The organism is Diaminobutyricibacter sp. McL0608 (assembly GCF_039613825.1).
Lineage (GTDB): Bacteria > Actinomycetota > Actinomycetes > Actinomycetales > Microbacteriaceae > Diaminobutyricibacter.
The window spans coordinates 494610-512636 of sequence record NZ_CP154826.1 but is presented as its reverse complement, the minus strand read 5'-3'; the positions used below and the strand labels follow the sequence as shown (position 1 = coordinate 512636).

Genomic DNA, 18027 nt, shown 5'->3' with positions numbered 1-18027 from the left:
CGGCTGGCGAGTTCGAGGCGCTCACCACAGAAGCGGCATCCGAACGCACGATAGTGATCCGTTCCCCCGGTCAGCGAGACGAGAGTGGCCCCTCCAAGGCCGATGAGAAGGCCGCGCCGGGTGCCGGAGCGAACTGTCGGTCCAGCGTCGATTTCGTTGGAGGCGCGAGCGGTGCCCGGTGAGGACCTCATTGTCATCCATCACTCCTCGAGGATCGCACTGATCGATTCGACCATGGCGCCCTCGAGACGGTCGAGCGAGCCGGGCGCGAGCGGACTCTGCCAGGCCTGGTACGCGCCCCGTTCGTACGCTTCGTCAGTGGGCAGGTACACGAAACCCGGCCCGTTGGTCAGGTTCATGACGACAATCGGTGTCTCGGGGAACGCAGCGCGCAGGCGGCTCTGCAGTCGCGAATACGCCTCGCCGGGATGGGCTGCCAGCACCGCATCGCCGACCCGCCACACCCAGAACGGATGCTCGACGGCCGGCCCGTCGATATAGCCGTCGCGCAGATTGCGCGCCCGCCCGAGCCGCTCTGCCCGGCTGCGCGGATCGATGTCGGACCAGCGTTCCTCGAGCTCGTCCATACTCGGCAAGTCGACGAGGTCAAGCGTCACCGAGCCCTGGATACTGCGCCTTGCCATCCGCGCATCCTGCGGGCATTCCGCCCAGATACCAAGTGGCGCCCCCGACTCCACCACCTCGGTGAGCTCCAGTTCCTTGCCCGGCGCCGGCAGCAAGGCGAGGGCCGAGAGCACGGCCAAACCTAGGGCCCGGCCGTGCCGATCCGCCACGCTGAGGTCGCCAGTGTACTGCTCCCGCGGCGCGAGCTCGCCGGAGGCTCCCTGGAGGAACACACATGGGGCATCCGTCGCCTCCTCGACAGTCTCGCGAAGGGTACCGACGTAGTCGGGCGAGACGAGCCGGTTCTGCCAGGCGAGTGTCGTGGGGTGGCACGCGTAGTTGACTACGGTTGCAAGCGTGCGCCCACCCGTCGCGGTCACCCGGCCGATCAGCACGCAGTCGTCGGCCGGGGTCGCGTCCGGGTTGAAGCCAACAAGCGCCCGACCGTCGAGGTCGAGCTCCCGATTGCCGGCCAGTGCGCAGCGTCCCGTCGTCCATTCGACCCGGGCGTTCTCGGCGTTCGCGAGCGCTTCTCGGCCAGCTTCGATCCCCGCGTCCGCCAGCCTACGGAGATAGGGCCCGATCAGCTCGCCGCCGGCGAGATGGGTGTCGCCGGTACAGAGCACAGGCCCCGCGTGGGTGTGGGAAAGCGAGAACATCAGCTGGTGAGGCGCCAGGCCGAGCCCGCCGAGAATGCGTGACCGAACTGACCACTCGTCGTCGACGCGTCGCCACCAGGAGCCGTCCACTGCGATCAGCAATAGTGGCTCCTCGGCGGCGAAGGCCAGCGCTGTTAGCGTCATCGGATGGTGCGAGCCCTCGGACGTTTCCCAGTCGGCTGGACCCCAGTTCTTGGCGCGGATGCCGAGGAGAGGCGTCACGTCGCGCCGTGCCACTCCGATCGTGCCGTCAGTGTGGGCGACGCTGAGCCGGGTGCCGAGTGAGGTCATCGGTTCTCCTCCACAGATAGTCTCCGATCAATCATGAACTCGCGGATGGCCAACCGTCACCTCAGCGACAGCGCGCCCGCCTGCGAGCGGATTGAAGATCGCGGTGGTCGGAGCAGCTGGCGTCCGAGCTGTGCAGGTCGAATGGGCAGCGCGACGAGCGCTACGTGTAGCGGCTCATCTTTGGCGGATGAATCGACCATCGCTCCTCGGCTCTTTCGTGATCGTCTCGTTGAGGGTCGCGTTGGGCGAACCGGCAGCGAATCGCTATGCAATTACCATAATAGCTATAGCATGTAGCAAACAAGCGTGAGATCCGTCTGGAAGCCAACCGAAGCAGAGCAGATGTCTTACGAAGAAGAGCCTTCGATCACAGGTGATTGTCCGGATTGCGAATTACCAGTCGAAGCCTCCTCCCGGATTCCGGGAGCAAGCGTTCCGATCCTCAGGCCCCGCCCAAGATTACGCGATAAATTGATACGATCGTTTCATACGTGAACGTTTCAGTTATGACCTGCGGACAAGGAGAGCTCAGATGTAGACGCCGAATCCGCCAGAAGCGTAGCGCCGCATCGCTGCGGTCCGGGCTACCGTCGTCGCACTATTGGTAACTTCGGCGACGCGAGATGTCCTCCAGCGCAGCGCGCATTGTCGTCATCGCCAACCGTTCGTTCTCCTGCGTTGGCTGTGCGGACAACGATCGGCGTTGGGTCTCGGTGTGTACTGATCGACAGCGCGTCACGGGCCGCACCTCCTAACCACTTGCAGTCTGGCAAGGGGCGGACACGAATGGGTGGTCCGTACCGATAAGCGCATGGGACAAGGGAGTTTCAGCAATGCGATGCGTAAACGACATCCAAACGAGCGACGCGGAGCCCGATCCAACACGAACGGTGTCGGTGGCCCGATGAAACGCAGCGCGCCCCGGATTATCGCGGGTTTAGCCGCAATGTTGGCTCTCGTCATGGGCATCCCCGTTTCTTCCGCTACGGCGGCCACCGAGCCGCCAATAGGCAAGACGACCTTCACCGTCGGGACGACCAGCCAGGTGGACTCATTCAACCCTCTGCTGGGCATTGAGTCTTCGGCCACCCTTGTGTACGACCTCATGTACGACAGCCTGACCCAGGACTCAAACAAGGACCTCTCACTACAACCACGGCTAGCGACATCGTGGTCCAGATCAGCTGATGGACTGACCTGGACCTACCACATCCGCTCCGGCCTCAAGTGGTCAGATGGGAAGCCTTTGACGTCGAAAGACGTCGCCTACACCCTCAACCGGGTTATCTCCGGCGGTCCTGCCCAAGCGAACTGGGGCAACTTCCTCACATCTGTCACCAAAGTGACTGCCCCCGACGAGAAGACTGTCCTGCTCCATCTCGACCACCCAAACGCCACCCTTCCAGCAATACCGATACCTATCATCCCCGAGCATGTTTGGTCACATATCAGCGATAGCCAGCTGACGTCTTTCCCGAACACGCCTCCGAATGTTGTCAGCTCAGGACCCTTCCGGCTCGTCGCTGGTGCGGCGGGTAGTTCGACCTATCAACTCGAGGCGAACCCGAACTATTGGGGAGGGCGGCCGAAGATCGACACGCTCCGGTTCAGGGTTTTCAAAGCCCTGGACACTGAGGTCCAGGCGCTGGTGAAAGGCGAGATCGACTTCGCTGACGGCTTGTCGCCACTGCAAGTCAGGGCGCTCGCCAGTCGGCCGGGCATCACCGGTTGGCCCGCCATCCAATCGGGCGTCTTCGACGAAATCGCATTCAACACAGGATCAATCGACACGAAGACGGGAGCGCGTATCGGGGATCCCAATCCAGCTGTCCTCGATCCGAAGTTTCGGTATGCCCTCAACACGGCAATCGACCGCGCGAAGATCGCCAAGCTCGCTTTCATGGGCGGTGCCAAGCCTGCCACGACGGTCGTCACACCCGACTTCTCGAAATTTGTCTGGGAACCACCCCGTGCGGACGCGCCCCGCTATGATCCGGCGAAAGCGGCGGAACTTCTCACAGCCGCCGGCTACAAACGCGGCCACGACGGCAAGCTCAGGTTACCCAACGGGGCGCCGATGGAGCCGCTGCGGTTGATAGCCAGACCAGAGGACAGCTCGTCGCTCACCACAATGGAACTCCTAAAGGAATGGCTCGGCAACCTCGGCATCGACTCGACCGTCACGTCGATGGATAGCACCAAATTGCAGAACGTCATTTTGTCCGGCGACTACGACATATTCGAGTGGGGCTGGAGTTATGCAGAGGACCCGGACGCGATGCTTATCTATTTCACCTGCGGCCAGCGCGGGCTGCTTTCAGACTCCTGGTATTGCAACAGCGAATACGACAAGCTTTACACCGCCCAGAAGCAGCAGCTCGATCCGGCGGAACGCAGCGAGCAGATCAAGAAGATGCAAGCGATTCTCTACCGGGACGCCCCGTACCTTCTCACGGTGTATCCGATGTCGGAGCAGGCATACCGGAGCGATCGCTTCCACGGGCTGAACCCGAAACCAATGCCGAACGGCTCACTCCTCCTCGACGCCGCGAGCTACCTGACTGTTGCACCAAACGTCGACGCCCACGGCTCGGCCATCGCGTTGAAGGGCTCGAGTGGCAGCACAGAGAACACGAATCTCATCGCCATCGTCGGTGCCGGGCTGGCGGTGCTCATTGCGGCCGGATGGGCCTTCGCGAGACGACGCGGCAAGGCGACGGCCGGAGACCGCGAATGAGCGCGGCCCCTGAGGCTCCGGCTCTGGCGAACCGGAGTCGACTGGCCCGCACTGCCGGCGCACGGCGGACGCTGTCGTGGGGTTTCATCGGACGGAGGGCTCTCGGATCCGCAGTAACGCTCTTCTTCATCCTCGTCGTCAACTTCTTCCTGTTCCGCGTCATCAACCCTCACCCCGAGCGGACTCTCGCGCGCGGGCGCGCGAACACTCCGGAACAGATACATCTCATCGCCGAGCGTTTGGGTCTCAATCAGCCGCTCCCCCAACAGTTCTGGACATATCTGACCAACATCTTTACTGGCAACCTTGGCGTCTCGTACGAGTACGGAGAACCCGTCGCGTCAATGATCCTGCAACGGCTATGGCCCTCCCTCATACTGGTCGGCACCTCGACTGTGTTGGCGATCATCATCGGGCTGTGGATAGGAAAACGTGCAGCGTGGTACCGCGGACGGGCGTTCGACAAAGTCTCCACGACAGGTACGATCATCGTCTACGCGATGCCGGACTGGTGGCTCGGACTGCTGCTCTTCATGTTGCTCGCCGTTGGCTTCGGATCTTTCCCGGGCCTGTTTCCCATCGGTGGGCTGAATTCTCCAGGTATGAATCCGTGGTCATTCGCCGGCGTCATCGACGAGGCCTGGCACCTCACGCTTCCTGTGTTGACGCTGACCCTCGCCTACGTCGCGGAGTACTCCATCGTGATGCGGTCATCGATGCTCGACGAGATGGGGGAACCCTATCTCCAGACGGCACGCGCAAAAGGGTTGCCCGATGCACTTGTTCGACGCAGACACGCGGCGCCCAACGCAATGCTTCCCGTCATGACCATGATCTCGCTCGATCTTGCATTCTCGGTGGGCGGTGCGATCACCATAGAAACGGTCTTCTCGATTCCGGGACTCGGACTACTGACCTCGGACGCTCTGCGCATCCCCGACATACCGATGCTGCAAGGGACCTTCCTCATGTTCTCGACCGTGGTCGTCATCGCGAACTTCCTCGCAAACCTTTTCTACGCCGTTAGAGACCCCCGGGTGAAGCTATGACATCCATCTCGCAAACACAACTCAGCCCGCGCGCAGTGATCTGGAAGTTGCGCAAGGCATCCGCAGCTCGAATATGGCAGGAATTCCGTCGACGCCGCCTCGGGATGCTCGGCCTCTTTATTCTGGTCGCCTTCGCAGCCGTCGCCGTTTTAGCGCCGGTCCTCGCCGATCCGAACGGCCTGAAGACTACTGAGGCCACCGGACCCATCATGGGCGCACCCTCTTCCGAGTATTGGCTCGGAACTGACGACGCGGGCCGGTCAGTGCTCACTCTTCTCATCTACGGCGCACGAGTGTCTCTGCTTGTCGGCCTCACGGCGACGCTGATTTCGATGGTCATCGGCACGGTGATCGGAATCGCTTCGGCGATCTTCGAAGGCTGGGTGGGCGGACTATTGTTCCGGTTCACCGAGTGGTTCCTAGTTATCCCATTCCTACCACTCGCGCTCGTGCTGGCGACCTTGCTCGGCGGCTCCCTTACCACCATCATCATCGTCATCGGAGTGACCGGCTGGCCGAGCACAGCCCTCCTGATCCGGGCGCAGACACTTTCTATCAAAGAGCGGAGCTACATGGAGCGCGCCCGCGTGCTCGGCAGCGGCAGCTGGCACCTGATGGGACGCCATGTACTCCCAAATGTGTTGCCCCTCGTATTCGCCAATACGACGCTCACAGTTGCTGGCGCCATCCTGGCCGAGACCACGATGTCGTTCCTCGGCCTTGGCGATCCTACGAACGTGTCCTGGGGAACAATGCTGGACTCGGCGTTCTCGAACGGCGCCATGTCGCTCGGAGCATGGTGGCTCATTATTCCGCCTGGCGTCTGCGTTGTACTGGTTGTGCTCGCCTTCACCCTCGTCGGCCAGGCACTAGAAGAAATTGTAAACCCGAAACTGAAGGACCGCTGATGAGCGCACTTCTCGAAATCCACGACCTCAACGTGACATACAAGACGGCTCGGGGCGACGTCCCGGCCGTGCGCGGAGTAGACCTCGTGCTCAATGCCGGCGAAAGCCTCGGGATCGCAGGCGAATCGGGGTGCGGCAAGTCCACGTTGGCCAGCACGGTTCTCCGGTTGCATCCAAAGAGCGCAAGGGTCACGGGTCAAGTGTTCGTGCACGGTCGGGACGTCAACGTAGCACGCTGGGGAGAGTTGAGGGCACTGCGTTGGGCTGAGGCTTCGACGGTTTTCCAGGGTGCAATGCACTCGCTGAATCCGGTGCAGCGTGTGGGCGAACAAATCGCTGAGCCGATCCTCCTCCACGATTCCAGCGCCTCGAAGTCGACCGCAAAGTCCCGCGTCAGCGAGTTGCTCGAGCAAGTGGGCCTCCCGAATTCCAGCGCACGCTCTTATCCTCACCAGCTCTCCGGGGGCCAGAAACAGCGGGTGATGATCGCGATGGCCCTCGCCTGCCGCCCGCAGCTCATCATCGCCGACGAACCAACCACCGCTCTCGACGTCATGGTGCAGGCGCAGGTGATGAAGGTACTCACCGATCTCGTGCACGAGCTCGGCCTCGGGCTCATGCTGATCAGCCACGACCTCTCCGTCCTGAGTTCGGCATGCGACCGGATCGCCGTGATGTACGCCGGACGGATAGTAGAGGAGGGACCGGCGGCGAAAGTCTTCGGTCAACCTCACCACCCATATTCAGCAGCCTTAGCACGTGCCTTCCCTCTAGTGGGGGACCCCGCCGCGCGATATGCCCCGGCTGGCCTCCCAGGCGATCCGCCCGACCCCGGCGAGCTTCCATCAGGATGCACATTTCATCTGCGTTGCCCTTCAGCAAGCGACGTCTGCCGAAGAGTGTCCCCCATGCTCGCACCAATCGAACCAGGACGCGAAGTCGCCTGCCTCCGTGCTGGCGAACTTGAGCAGGGAGTTGTCCGATGAACGCAGCGACCGTGAGTGCCCGCGACGTCCGCGTCGTTTTCCCGGCCAGGCAGGGCGGTTCACCAGTAGTCGCTGTCAACGGGGTCGACCTCGATCTCAACGCCGGCGAGATCATCGCACTCGTTGGCGAATCAGGCAGCGGGAAGACCACCCTAAGCCGAACACTTCTCGGCCTCGAACGCCCGGCGGAGGGCGTCGTGGAGTACAACGGGTCCGCTTTGGAGTACTCGACCGCTGCGTTGCGGCGTTATCGCAGACAGGTCCAGCTTGTTATGCAGGATCCCATCGGAGCGCTCAACCCGAAGCACAGCGTCTACGAGTCCGTCGCCGAGGGTATCCGCATCCACAACATCGTGCAGCGGACCAACCGTGCCGGCGGCGAGGTAACCGAGACAGATCTGGTCGCACGAGCGCTCGCACGAGCCGGACTTCGCCCACCCGAGCGCTTCTTCCTTTCCTACCCGCACGAACTCTCAGGCGGTCAGTGTCAGCGAGTTCTCATCGCGGGCGCCCTGGCAGTGGAGCCGACCGTGCTCGTTGCGGATGAGCCGGTGTCGAGTCTCGACGCATCCATCCGCGGTGAAATCCTCAGCCTTCTGCTCCAATTGCGCGACGATCTCGGCCTCACTGTGCTCGTCGTCACGCACGACCTCGGGCTGGCATGGAACATTGCCGACCGAATCGCGGTCATGTACCTCGGCCGCATCGTTGAGCAGGGCACAACGGAAGAGGTACTGCTCTCGCCAAAGCATCCCTACACCCAGGCTCTACTCTCGGTTGTTCCCGAGGTCGAGCACAAGGTTCCGATCGTTTTGCGTGGCGAGGTGCCCGATCCTTCGCGGATCCCCACCGGATGCAGTCTGAACCCTCGGTGTCCGGCACTGCTGGGCGGAGCCGCCGCAAAAGCCGGCGTAGCGTCGCTCTGCATGCAGGAGTCCCCCCCGTCGCCGGCACCGGGTTCCGGACATCACGCGGCGTGCTGGTTGCCGACGGCTAGCGAACTCAAGACGGAGGTCGTCGCTTTGGCGGGGGCGCCAGAATTCGGATGACCAGTATTGTCCCGCAGGATCAAGCCGGTGGCATGCGGACACGGGAAGATGACCACACCGGCCCCCCGAACAAGATCGAGATCGGCTCAGAGGCCGACGAGTCAACGAGGAGAAGAAGAGAATGTCGAGCCACGAGGATATTTCACCCGTGCTGGGGGTCGAATGCGATAACGCCGTGGAGGCGACACTCGGTGTCGCGGGGCGGGACCTGTCGGGGCGCCTTCAGCACCACCTTCTCGACTACCGCATCTCTGAGGACGAGCCGGGAGCAGCGATCGGGGTCTACCGCAATGGTGTGATGATCGCCTCCGCTGCAGCCGGCTTGTCCAGCCTCGAACACCGGGTACCCATGAGCACGGCCACGCCGACAGATATCGCCTCGGTGAGCAAACAACTGACGGCGGCGACGGTTCTGATCGCCGCCCGCGATGGTCTTGTCGATCTCGATGCTGATATACGAGGGCTTGTGCCCGAGGTTGCATTCGATGGCGTCACGCTTCGCCGTTGCTTGCAGCACACTTCGGGGCTCCCCGACTATCTGACCGTCGGCGACGTCATCGGGATTCCACCAGCGACCGTCTCGTCAGTCGATGTGTTCCTGGAATTGCTGGTGACGCTCACGGAACCCGATTTCTTGCCTGGCACCGCGATCTCCTACTCGAACACCGGCTATGTCGTGGCTGCGCTGGCCCTGGAGCGGCAAACCGGGACAGCCTTCCCCGACCTCATCGCCGCCACCGTACTCGAGCCCCTTGACATGCGCGAGAGCACCTACAAGCGGGATATCGGTCAGGTCATCCCAGGTATGGCCTTCAGCTATTCACCGAAAGACGGTGGGGGGTTCATTCGTCACGAGATGGGCGACGATGGAACCAGAAGCGCGACCCTGCGCTGCGTCGACGGGGACGGCGACCTGTTTGCCACAATTGGTGACTTCGCCAACTGGCACGGCTTCCTTCTCGACGGTCGTGTTCTCGGAGCCGACATCCGGGATCAGCTGCTGGCTCGCTCGACCTTCGCTGACGGCACTGTGACGAGCTACGGGATGGGCATCTCGCACGAAACAGTCGGAGGCGTTGCCGCATACGGCCACAGCGGATCAATGTGGGGCTACACCTCGTACTCATTGACCGATCCCGCATCCGGCGTCGGCGTCGCGGTGTTCAGCAATCGCGACGACCTCGGACCGATGGATCTTGCGTGGCGGGCCTTGCGGCTCGCTACGGATTCCCAGGGGCTCACCGGCCCGTGGTACTCGAAGCAAGCTAACCGCGCCATCGACGTGTGCCTCCGCCCAGATGGCGGAATCGACCTGATCGTCGCGGGCGAGCCGGAGCCGTTCGCGCCGACAGCCGACGGCAGCTGGCAGAGCGCGCTGGGGTTCGGCTCGGTCCGGCTCGTCGACGAGACTCTGGAAGTGACCGCGGAATTCGATCCGCTGACGCGTTTCCGACGAATCATGCCGGGTACCCGCCCGGGGGTCGACCCCGCCGGACGCTATCGAGAACAGTTCCGGGGCGGGTCTATCGTCATCCAGAACCAAGGCAACGGGACCTGGACTGTTGGCAACGACACCCTTCCGTCCGTGACCCTGCGCCCATTCGGTACCGCCGGGTCGACGTCGATCTTCCAGGCCGATTTCGGCTCAATTCACGTGGATGGAGATGCGGACGACATCACGCTGATCGCTGGCTCAACGACAGTACATCTGACCCAGCAGCGGGTGGTGGGCCGGGATGTATGACGTTCTGATCCGCGGAGGCACAGTTTACGACGGCTTCGGCGGTCCGGGCCGCTCGGCCGACGTGGCGATCAGAGGAGGCCGCGTCATCACGGTCGGTCGGGACCTTGGTGCCGCGCGCCAGACGATCGACGCGACAGGCCTGGCAGTCGCACCAGGGTTCGTGGATCCGCATAGCCACTCCGACACGGTCCCGTTTCTCGACGAGGCACAGCCGTTCAAGTTACTCCAGGGGGTCACTACGGAGATCGTTGGCAATTGCGGGTTCTCCTGCGGTCCGAGCGATCCGTCTACGGAGGAGATCGTTGCACTAGAAACCGACGGACACGTGTTCGCGAGCTTCGGCGACTACCTCGACGCCGCATCCGCGGCCGGGCCCACCAACAACATCGCCGCGCTTGTCGGGCACAACACCTTGCGCGTAGCCGTCGGCGGCCTCGACTCCGCCCTTCCACCCGGCGCGCTGGACCGGATGTGTAACCTCGCGGCCGAGGCGTTCGACGCCGGTGCTGTCGGCTGGTCGACCGGACTGGAGTACGTGCCTGGCGCCTATGCCGATCGTTTCGAACTGAACACGCTTGCCCGGGTCGCACGACGTTGGGGCCGCACATACGCCACCCACATGCGAAGCGAGAGCGAAGGACTGCTCGATGCGGTGGATGAGGCCATCTCCATCGCCCGATCCGCCGGCTTGCGCCTGCAGATCTCGCACTGCAAAGCGTCGGGTCATCGGATGCACGGCTCTGCGCGACTGCTTCTGGAAAAGATTGTCGAGGCTCGCCGGTCCGGGGTCAACGTGCTGGCCGACGTGTATCCGTACACCGCGTGCAGTACGGACCTGGTCGCCGTGTTACCCCCTACAGCGTGCGAGGGCGGGGACACGGAATTACTGAAGCGTCTGGCCAACCGGGAGGAGCGTGCGGCTTTGCGGCTTCTAGCCGAGGACCCCGACAACGGAACCGGCGTGGGGCTCTGGCGCGAGCTCCATCCCGAAGACCTGCAGATCCTAACCCATGCTGACCCTGCGGTTGCAGGACGACGGCTTTCCGACCTCGTGGTCGATCACGACCCGTGGGAGGTGCTGTGTAGCATCGTCAGTCGCGACCCGCACGCGGACACCGTTCTGCATACGATGCGGGAGGACGACGTCACCACTTTCCTGTCCGACCCACTCGTCTCGGTCGGTTCCGACAACGGGTTGCCGTTCGGGCCGAACCATCCGCGAACCTTTGGAACATTCCCGACCTTTCTCGGAGAGTACGTTCGTGAACGGGGCGTCGTTGCGATGGGCGAGGCGATCCGAAAGATCACGTCCGCCACCGCTGACCAATTCGGGCTCGCCGCTCGCGGCTGGCTGGGCAACGGCGCCGTAGCCGACATTTGTGTCTTTGACCCTGCACGGATCGGTCACGCGGGCACATACGAGCGGCCCGCGGAGCGACCAGTCGGAGTCGAATGGGTTCTGCTTGGAGGTCGAGTCGTCGTGGATCGCGGCGAGTTCGTCGGCGGACGTGAAGGGCTCGTGCTCCGTCCAGGACAGAAATGACGAGCGCGAGTCGAGTGACAGTCGGGGCGCTCCTCGACGCTCTAGGTCCCGGAGGGCTCAACCCGTTGGCGTTGCCCCACGGGCGAGACGTCGCTGTGACCACACCCGTGATCTACGATCCAGCCGACCCCGGCACGGCCTTCGATGGCATGATCCTTCTCGTCCCCGGGCATCCCCCAGCTCAGCTGTTCGACCACGCGGCCCGCGCCGGAGCCTCTGCGATGGCCGTTAGGGTGGCCGATTCCGAGTCCGCGCAGCTGATCGCCGCAGCTCACGCGGCCGGGGTGGCGCTGCTGGCGGTCGATCCGGCCCTGACCTGGGGAGAGCTTTACACTCTGATCAGCACTTTGCACGCGGCGTGCAGCCCGGGCGAGACGCAGTTCGACGACCTGTTCACACTCGCCGACCAGCTCGCCGCTGACATCGGCGGTGCGGTAGCCATCGAGGATCTATCAATGCGAGTGCTTGCATACTCCACGATCGAAGGTCAGCGGATCGACGACCAGCGCATGGAGGGTATCTTGCGCCGCCGAGTCCCGAGGTACACCGCAGATGCGGAAGAGTATCTGTCGGTCATGCGCTCAGAAGCAGCGATATGGAGCCACGAACCGCACGAACACCTTCCTCGGTTAGCGATGGCTGTGCGTGCCCACGGTCAGGCGTTAGGTTCCATCTGGGTAGTGCAGGGCGACCGGCCACTGAAACTCGAAGCCGCGGAGACCCTCGCCGAGGCTGCCCGAGCAGCGGCGCCACACCTCGCCCGGATCAACCTGGCGGCCGATGAGGTACGACGACACCGGGACGAATCTTAAGCCAACTCCTGCGCGGCATCGACCCCGCCGGACAGATCGCCGCGTCATTCGGGCTTCAACGTACTGAGCCGCTGACTGTGGTCTCGATCGGCTCAATCGACCAGCCCGCCGACGCCTTCGCAACCCAGCACATCGCGGATCTTCTCCGAGCCGCCCTCACCTCGTATCGCCTGCGGTATGTGGTCGGAGTCGCGAATGGTCGCGCCTATGCGATCGTCGCGATCGGCTCCGAGTCACCCCTTATGACCAAGCTCGTCGCTAACACGCTCAGCAACGTCGGAGAGCTAGGCGGCAGGGCATGGCGCGCAGGGTTCGGCCGAACCGCCGGATCGTTGATCCAGATCCCCGTCGCCGCGAAACAGGCCGACGAAGCCTTACGCGCTCTGCACGGCCCATACGTGACAGACCGGATGGTCGTGCGTCACGACCAGTTGGCCGCGGCAATGTTCCTTCAGTCGGCTTACGCATGGGTCAGCGCGAACCCCGGTCTCTTGGGCGAGCCGCTGTCACTGCTCGTTCGCCACGACGAATCACAGGGCACCGAGTATCGTCGCAGCCTCCACGTGTGGGTGGCGAACCACTACGACGTTCCTAAGGCTGCCGACCTCCTTTTCCTGCATCCGAACACACTTCGACATCGGCTACGCCGGATCGGCGAGCTGATCGACCTCGATGACCCTGATACCCGCATTGTCCTCGCCCTCCAGCTGCGGCTCTTCAATAGTGACAAGTAGCCGGACAAAACGGCTTCCGCTTCCGGCCTCCGGCAAGCGACCTCGTACCCGATCGAAACAGGTGTGGAACGCATGACGGAGAGGGACGGTCCACGTTGACAAATCGACGAGTGACCGACGAACGCAAAGCCCGGGAGACCGCAGCGCCCGACCTTGAGCTGTTCCCGGCGGGCACACGCCTTGCAGCTGAGGGGGATCTGGTGGTGGGCGGCTGCTCGCTTCGCGAGATTGCTGCTGAATTCGGCACACCCGCCCTCGTCGTCGACGAATCCGCGTTACGCGCGAGAGCTCGACAGTTCCTGGACTCGTTCCGATCGCGTCACGCGAACACCCAGATCCACTTCGCGTCTAAGGCATTCCCGTCAGCGTCGATCCTCCGCCTTCTCTCAGAGGAAGGTCTCTCTTTTGACGTGGCTTCAGGCAACGAGTTTGCAATAGCTTTGGCGGCCGGTGTTCCGGCCAACCGAATGCTGCTGCACGGAAACGCCAAAACCGAAGACGAGATCCGAACAGTGGTCGAGAACGGCATCGGCCACGTCGTGATCGACAACCTGCACGATGTGGAACGAATCGCCAAAGCCGCGACTTCCCCACAACCCGTGCTGCTTCGAGTTACCCCCGGCATAGACGCACACACGCACCATGCGATCGCCACCGGTCACGTCGGCTCCAAATTCGGTGTCTCGATGGATCAGGCTCCCGACATGATCAAGCGCATCCAAAGGGAACCCGCCCTGCGATTGGACGGACTCCACGCGCACATCGGATCACAGATCTTCGACCTCGATCAGTTCCGAGCCGAGATCGCTGCCCTCTCCCAGCTTCCCCGCTTCCCTGTCTACAATCTCGGAGGCGGGCTAGCATCGCGCTATACCAGCGACGATCCGCCGGTCAGCATCGACTCGTGGGCCGAAACCCTGGTGGACAGCGCCCATCGCTTTCTCGGCGAGGACATAAGTCTCATGGTCGAGCCGGGTCGCTCGATGGTCGCGCCCGTTGCTGTCTCCCTCTACACAGTGGTGACGGTAAAGCGCGGTTCACGAACTCACGTCGCGGTCGACGGCGGCATGGGAGATAACCTCGAGGTGTCCTTATACAACCAGCGATTCCAGCCTTGGCTGATCGGTCACGAGGGTGGCTTGGAGAGGAGCGATCTCGTAGGCCACCACTGCGAGTCGGGCGATGTCCTGGTGCAGGACGGATTGATGCCGATTGCCCAGGCCGGTGATTTGGTCGTGGTGCCGGCCACCGGCGCCTACACGTACACAATGTCGAACAACTACAACGCTGCTTTCCGGCCACCCGTAGTGTTCTGCAACGACGGCTCTGCTCGTCTCGCTGTGCGACGAGAAACACTCGAGGACCTTCTCATTCGTGAAGAGGGACTGGCCCGACCGCTCCCCAGCAGCGAGCGGCTCCAGCCGGCCAGCCCGGCCAGTGGGGAAAACACTGCCGGAGCAGTAGTCTCAACGCACAATCCTCATCCGTAGCACTGTCCACTCGCAGGGAGGGAGCAAGACGCCTCTTTAGGCGTGACTTCACCCGGACCCTGGGTGCCGTTCGCTCCATCAGTAACATCACCCACCCCTGGCTCGCGGCAAACCTCGAGGGGCGGGTGCATCGACGATTCGCCCTCGGGCAACTCGCCCAAAGGCCACAGTGAGCACGGACGAAATGGTTGGTGGCGCTGGCCACTAATGGACCGCAGGACAGGCTTCGGCTCATCTCAGTGATCGACCTCAGCTAGCACTCTCCCCATGTAGCTCCCTCGCCGATCCGACCGCCTCGACAAGTTCGAATCAATCAGAGGGTGTCGTCGCGGTCGCTCTCCTCGTTATGATTGGGTGAAACGACCTCCCACCTTCCGAACAGGCTCAGACCGGAGGCCCGGGCCAGAGCAACGGACGCCGTGTTGTCGAGTTGGCAGCGGTACTGCGGTTCATGTCCCAAGCCAAGCGCATGCCTATAGAGCGCACGGACCACGCTCCGAGCGTGTCCGCGCCCGCGAGCCGAATCGAGAGTGAGCACACCGATGTCGGCGATCATGGTGTCGCGCCAGGGATACATGCTGGCCGCGCTGACAAGCGCTCCATCATCGCCGAACGCTCCGAACACGGCCCAATGATCCAGTTCGACTTGGGCGTCATTGAGGTCCTGCTCGGACGCGCCGTCTAGGAAGGCGTTGAAATGGGACGCATCCGCGTCCGTTAGTCGACGCACATGTGGCGAATCAGCCTCCGCGATCAGTGCGGTCTTTGCCGAATCGAGTAGATAGAAGAGGTTGTCGGCGCCATGAAGGATGATGCCCGCGGCCATGAGCGCGGAACGGACTCCGGCCTCGGTTAGGGCCGAGATGGCGTCCACCCGCTTGATGCCGATTGTCTTCGCGATCGCGGGGCTAAGCGCTATCGATGCCCCTCCGTCAATCGAGGACCACAACACAGTAACGCGCGCTTCCTCATCGAGCTCGGGATTCACAAATAGTGCCATCCCCTCGGCGGCGGATACCACCTCACCGGCGAAGGGGACACTCCAGAACTCCGTCACAGTTGGTGAAACTCGATCACGCAGGACTCCTCACGTTGGGTCTTTTCATATCTCGCGAATTGACTCTGACGAGAGCGCCACGACGCTGGGATGGGCCAATCACTCGACTTCGACGAAGCCCTGTCATCACCAAACCGCCTGCAACCATTACTGATGCCGTGACACAATCGTCACGATGTCCTGAGTCGCGTCCTTCCCGCAAAAACGTCCTCCGGAGCACCGCACTCCGAAACTAGGCGATGCGCCGTTTGGTTGAAGATCGGGTGTGTACTTCGAGCGCCAGTTCGTGCACGGTTCCCGATTCGCTTGCACCGCTAAGAACGTCAAACAACAGTCGTGCACACTCGGCACCCGCGTCACCCCCTTTTGTGTCGATCGCCGTGATCGGTGGATGGGCGAATTCCATTGCCGAACTGTCGACACACGATGCGAGCAAGAAGTCGTCGCCGATGGTGAAGCCGTGTCTCACGATGGACGGCATGATTGCGGCCGCGACCCCGTCCGCCGCGCAAACCAGAGAATCGACGTCTGGATTGTTGTCGAGAAGCACGTCGACCGCTTCTACGAGCGTGGTCACGTCGGCGCCGAACGGGACTTCGATCATCAAGGGCTCTCTGGAGGACCTCTCGCACCAGGCGCGGTATGTCTCTTGAATCGTGAGAGCCCAATCCGACACTGTCGTCGAGGCAAGCAGTGCGAGGCGGTTCGATCCGGCCTCGGCCATTTGATCGAAGACCTGTGAAACGTAACGACCATGATCAGACCACACGACGCCAGCAGGGGTTACGTCGCCCGGATATCGCTCGCACGTAACGACCGGCAGTCCCGTAGCCATCAGCCGGTTAACCATTGGGTCGCTGTCCACCGGGTCGCACAAGACAAGCCCGTCCACATGAGGTGCATACGCCGGCACGGGCTCGGTTCCCGCCATTAGCGTCACGTCGTAGCCCGCATCGGCGGCCTGGCGGACAACGCCGTAGACGAACGAAAGGTAGTACTCCGAGCGGAAGAGCACCTGAGGAACATAAAGACCGATCGCGCCGGTTGTTGCCGTACGCAGCGATCGTGCCGACTTGTTGATGGTGTAGCCCAGTCGTGCCGCCGCGGACGACACGGCCTCTCGAGTCGCGTCGGACACGCGCCCTCGCCCGCTGAGCGCGTCAGATGCTGTCGTCTTGGAAACGCCTGCCGCCCTGGCTACATCGACAATTGTTGCCGCGCTCACGCCGGTTCCTCCCTTTTGGCGGCTGTCCCTGCCGCGCGGGCAATTCTCAAAATGTCTGCCACGACTCCTCCGTCACCGTGCACGGGCCGCCCTCGTGAAACTGTAGACGCGCGCCTTCAAGGTCGAGGGCGATCGTCAGAAGGGTCTGCCAGCGATGGTAGAACGGCATGGCCGGATCCGGGTGACAGCACACCGCAGCACCATCAACATCGTGTACCAGCATTCCGCGAGCGCGTTCGATGCCGCTTGTGGCTTCAAGGTCCGCTCGCCGGGCACGGAGCTGCGCAAACCGCGGATAGCTACTCGACTTTGCGAGGGACATTTCGCCGCGCGCCAGGTCTTTGTCGAGAAAGTGGTTCGTGTGTACCAGGAGGTTGCCGGTCGGCTTCACCACTGCGGCGCCCATCGGGCTGAGTTCGATGCTCGAAGCGCTCGACTCAGAACCGTCAAATGTGACAACGGTAAGTACAGTAGATGCCGAAACCGAGGCGCTTTGAATAATGTCAAGTGCCTGATCGAGTGTTGTGGCCTCGTCGAGTACCCGACGTGCGACGACATGCACGGGAACGCCGATTCCGTCGCCATCGCTTGCATGATTCAGGATGTTGAAATGCACCCCGACTCCAGCGTCGTTCAGTCCGATTTTGCCGACCAGGCCGAACTCTGTGAAGTACGTTACAGAGCGGCCTCGACCGGTGATGTGGCGGGTGACTAGAGTGTTCGGATTCGACGTGTCGTGCCAGTCCCAGGTCTGTACAGTACGCGGTGCAGACCTGGCAGGAAGGTAGACAACTGTTGAACACTCGCCTTCACCCGTTTCCCCGACAATCGCGAGGATTTCGGTACGCGCATTCAGCATGCCGAGTTGCCACAGGGGAACGCCTGAGCCGTTCGAAAGGCCCCGCAATTCGGCTGCGAGGGCGGGTGCCCATTCGGTGATTCGGGCGATCGCGTCCGCACCATACTCGCGCCGATCGGCCGAGCCGACGCCAACGGCGTCAAACAGTTCCTCGTACCTCCTCACATTCGACCGGATCTGCTCACCGCCGAATTGACCGAGCTCTTCTCCTCGATTAAACGGATCTGCGGTGGTCGAGGTGAACCTCATCACAGTCATGA

General features: G+C 62.6%; 14 protein-coding genes. 10 read left to right on the top strand and 4 right to left on the bottom strand.

Annotated features, from left to right (window positions below):
- Positions 1–200: 200 nt before the first annotated feature.
- A complete protein-coding gene (locus AAYO93_RS02435) occupies positions 201–1574 on the bottom strand; it encodes a hypothetical protein (protein WP_345763430.1) in 1374 nt (457 codons plus the stop codon).
- A 961-nt stretch (positions 1575–2535) separates the two neighbouring features.
- Between AAYO93_RS02435 and AAYO93_RS02430 the strand changes: the two genes are divergently transcribed.
- From AAYO93_RS02430 to lysA, 10 genes are all read left to right on the top strand, one after another.
- Positions 2536–4311, top strand: a complete 1776-nt coding sequence (locus AAYO93_RS02430; RefSeq protein ID WP_345763429.1) for an ABC transporter substrate-binding protein — start codon at positions 2536–2538, stop codon at positions 4309–4311.
- Positions 4308–5360, top strand: coding sequence for an ABC transporter permease (locus AAYO93_RS02425; protein ID WP_345763428.1), 1053 nt, complete (start codon positions 4308–4310; stop codon positions 5358–5360). Before AAYO93_RS02430 ends, AAYO93_RS02425 begins: the two co-directional genes overlap by 4 nt.
- Positions 5357–6268 carry an ABC transporter permease gene (locus tag AAYO93_RS02420; RefSeq protein WP_345763427.1) on the top strand — a complete coding sequence of 304 codons (912 nt, stop codon included), beginning with the start codon at positions 5357–5359 and terminating at the stop codon, positions 6266–6268. Before AAYO93_RS02425 ends, AAYO93_RS02420 begins: the two co-directional genes overlap by 4 nt.
- Entirely contained in the window at positions 6268–7254 is a 987-nt protein-coding gene (locus AAYO93_RS02415) for an ABC transporter ATP-binding protein (protein ID WP_345763426.1), read from the top strand. The genes AAYO93_RS02420 and AAYO93_RS02415 overlap by 1 nt, the downstream gene beginning before the upstream one ends.
- On the top strand, positions 7251–8303 hold the full coding sequence (locus AAYO93_RS02410) for an ABC transporter ATP-binding protein (RefSeq protein WP_345763425.1): 1053 nt from the start codon (positions 7251–7253) through the stop codon (positions 8301–8303). The genes AAYO93_RS02415 and AAYO93_RS02410 overlap by 4 nt, the downstream gene beginning before the upstream one ends.
- Positions 8304–8424: 121 nt before the next feature.
- Positions 8425–10047: a serine hydrolase domain-containing protein gene (locus AAYO93_RS02405; RefSeq protein ID WP_345763424.1), complete on the top strand. Its 1623-nt coding sequence runs from the start codon at positions 8425–8427 to the stop codon at positions 10045–10047.
- On the top strand, positions 10040–11590 hold the full coding sequence (locus AAYO93_RS02400; RefSeq protein WP_345763423.1) for an N-acyl-D-amino-acid deacylase family protein: 1551 nt from the start codon (positions 10040–10042) through the stop codon (positions 11588–11590). The genes AAYO93_RS02405 and AAYO93_RS02400 overlap by 8 nt, the downstream gene beginning before the upstream one ends.
- A 233-nt stretch (positions 11591–11823) precedes the next feature.
- A complete protein-coding gene (locus AAYO93_RS02395; protein WP_345763422.1) occupies positions 11824–12402 on the top strand; it encodes a hypothetical protein in 579 nt (192 codons plus the stop codon).
- On the top strand, positions 12396–13136 hold the full coding sequence (locus AAYO93_RS02390; RefSeq protein ID WP_345764949.1) for a PucR family transcriptional regulator: 741 nt from the start codon (positions 12396–12398) through the stop codon (positions 13134–13136). The genes AAYO93_RS02395 and AAYO93_RS02390 overlap by 7 nt, the downstream gene beginning before the upstream one ends.
- Positions 13137–13246: 110 nt before the next feature.
- The gene (gene lysA, locus AAYO93_RS02385) at positions 13247–14626 is read left to right on the top strand and encodes a diaminopimelate decarboxylase (RefSeq protein WP_345763421.1); all 1380 of its coding nucleotides are present in this window, start codon (positions 13247–13249) and stop codon (positions 14624–14626) included.
- A 313-nt stretch (positions 14627–14939) separates the two neighbouring features.
- On the opposite strand, the gene AAYO93_RS02380 is transcribed toward lysA, so the two are convergent.
- The 3 genes from AAYO93_RS02380 to AAYO93_RS02370 all read right to left on the bottom strand — a co-directional run bounded on the left by AAYO93_RS02380 (position 14940) and on the right by AAYO93_RS02370 (position 18016).
- Positions 14940–15683 carry a GNAT family N-acetyltransferase gene (locus AAYO93_RS02380; protein WP_345763420.1) on the bottom strand — a complete coding sequence of 248 codons (744 nt, stop codon included), beginning with the start codon at positions 15681–15683 and terminating at the stop codon, positions 14940–14942.
- Positions 15684–15915: 232 nt separating this feature from the next.
- Complete coding sequence (locus AAYO93_RS02375; protein ID WP_345763419.1) at positions 15916–16908, bottom strand: LacI family DNA-binding transcriptional regulator; 993 nt, start codon at positions 16906–16908, stop codon at positions 15916–15918.
- Between the two features lie 46 nt (positions 16909–16954).
- Positions 16955–18016 carry a C45 family peptidase gene (locus AAYO93_RS02370; protein WP_345764948.1) on the bottom strand — a complete coding sequence of 354 codons (1062 nt, stop codon included), beginning with the start codon at positions 18014–18016 and terminating at the stop codon, positions 16955–16957.
- Positions 18017–18027 lie beyond the last annotated feature (11 nt).

Coding starts and splice junctions, on each gene's coding strand:
- AAYO93_RS02435 (WP_345763430.1), bottom strand. CDS start 1,574: ATGACCTCACTCGGCACCCGGCTCAGCGTCGCCCACACTGACGGCACG.
- AAYO93_RS02430 (WP_345763429.1), top strand. CDS start 2,536: ATGGGCATCCCCGTTTCTTCCGCTACGGCGGCCACCGAGCCGCCAATA.
- AAYO93_RS02425 (WP_345763428.1), top strand. CDS start 4,308: ATGAGCGCGGCCCCTGAGGCTCCGGCTCTGGCGAACCGGAGTCGACTG.
- AAYO93_RS02420 (WP_345763427.1), top strand. CDS start 5,357: ATGACATCCATCTCGCAAACACAACTCAGCCCGCGCGCAGTGATCTGG.
- AAYO93_RS02415 (WP_345763426.1), top strand. CDS start 6,268: ATGAGCGCACTTCTCGAAATCCACGACCTCAACGTGACATACAAGACG.
- AAYO93_RS02410 (WP_345763425.1), top strand. CDS start 7,251: ATGAACGCAGCGACCGTGAGTGCCCGCGACGTCCGCGTCGTTTTCCCG.
- AAYO93_RS02405 (WP_345763424.1), top strand. CDS start 8,425: ATGTCGAGCCACGAGGATATTTCACCCGTGCTGGGGGTCGAATGCGAT.
- AAYO93_RS02400 (WP_345763423.1), top strand. CDS start 10,040: ATGTATGACGTTCTGATCCGCGGAGGCACAGTTTACGACGGCTTCGGC.
- AAYO93_RS02370 (WP_345764948.1), bottom strand. CDS start 18,016: ATGAGGTTCACCTCGACCACCGCAGATCCGTTTAATCGAGGAGAAGAG.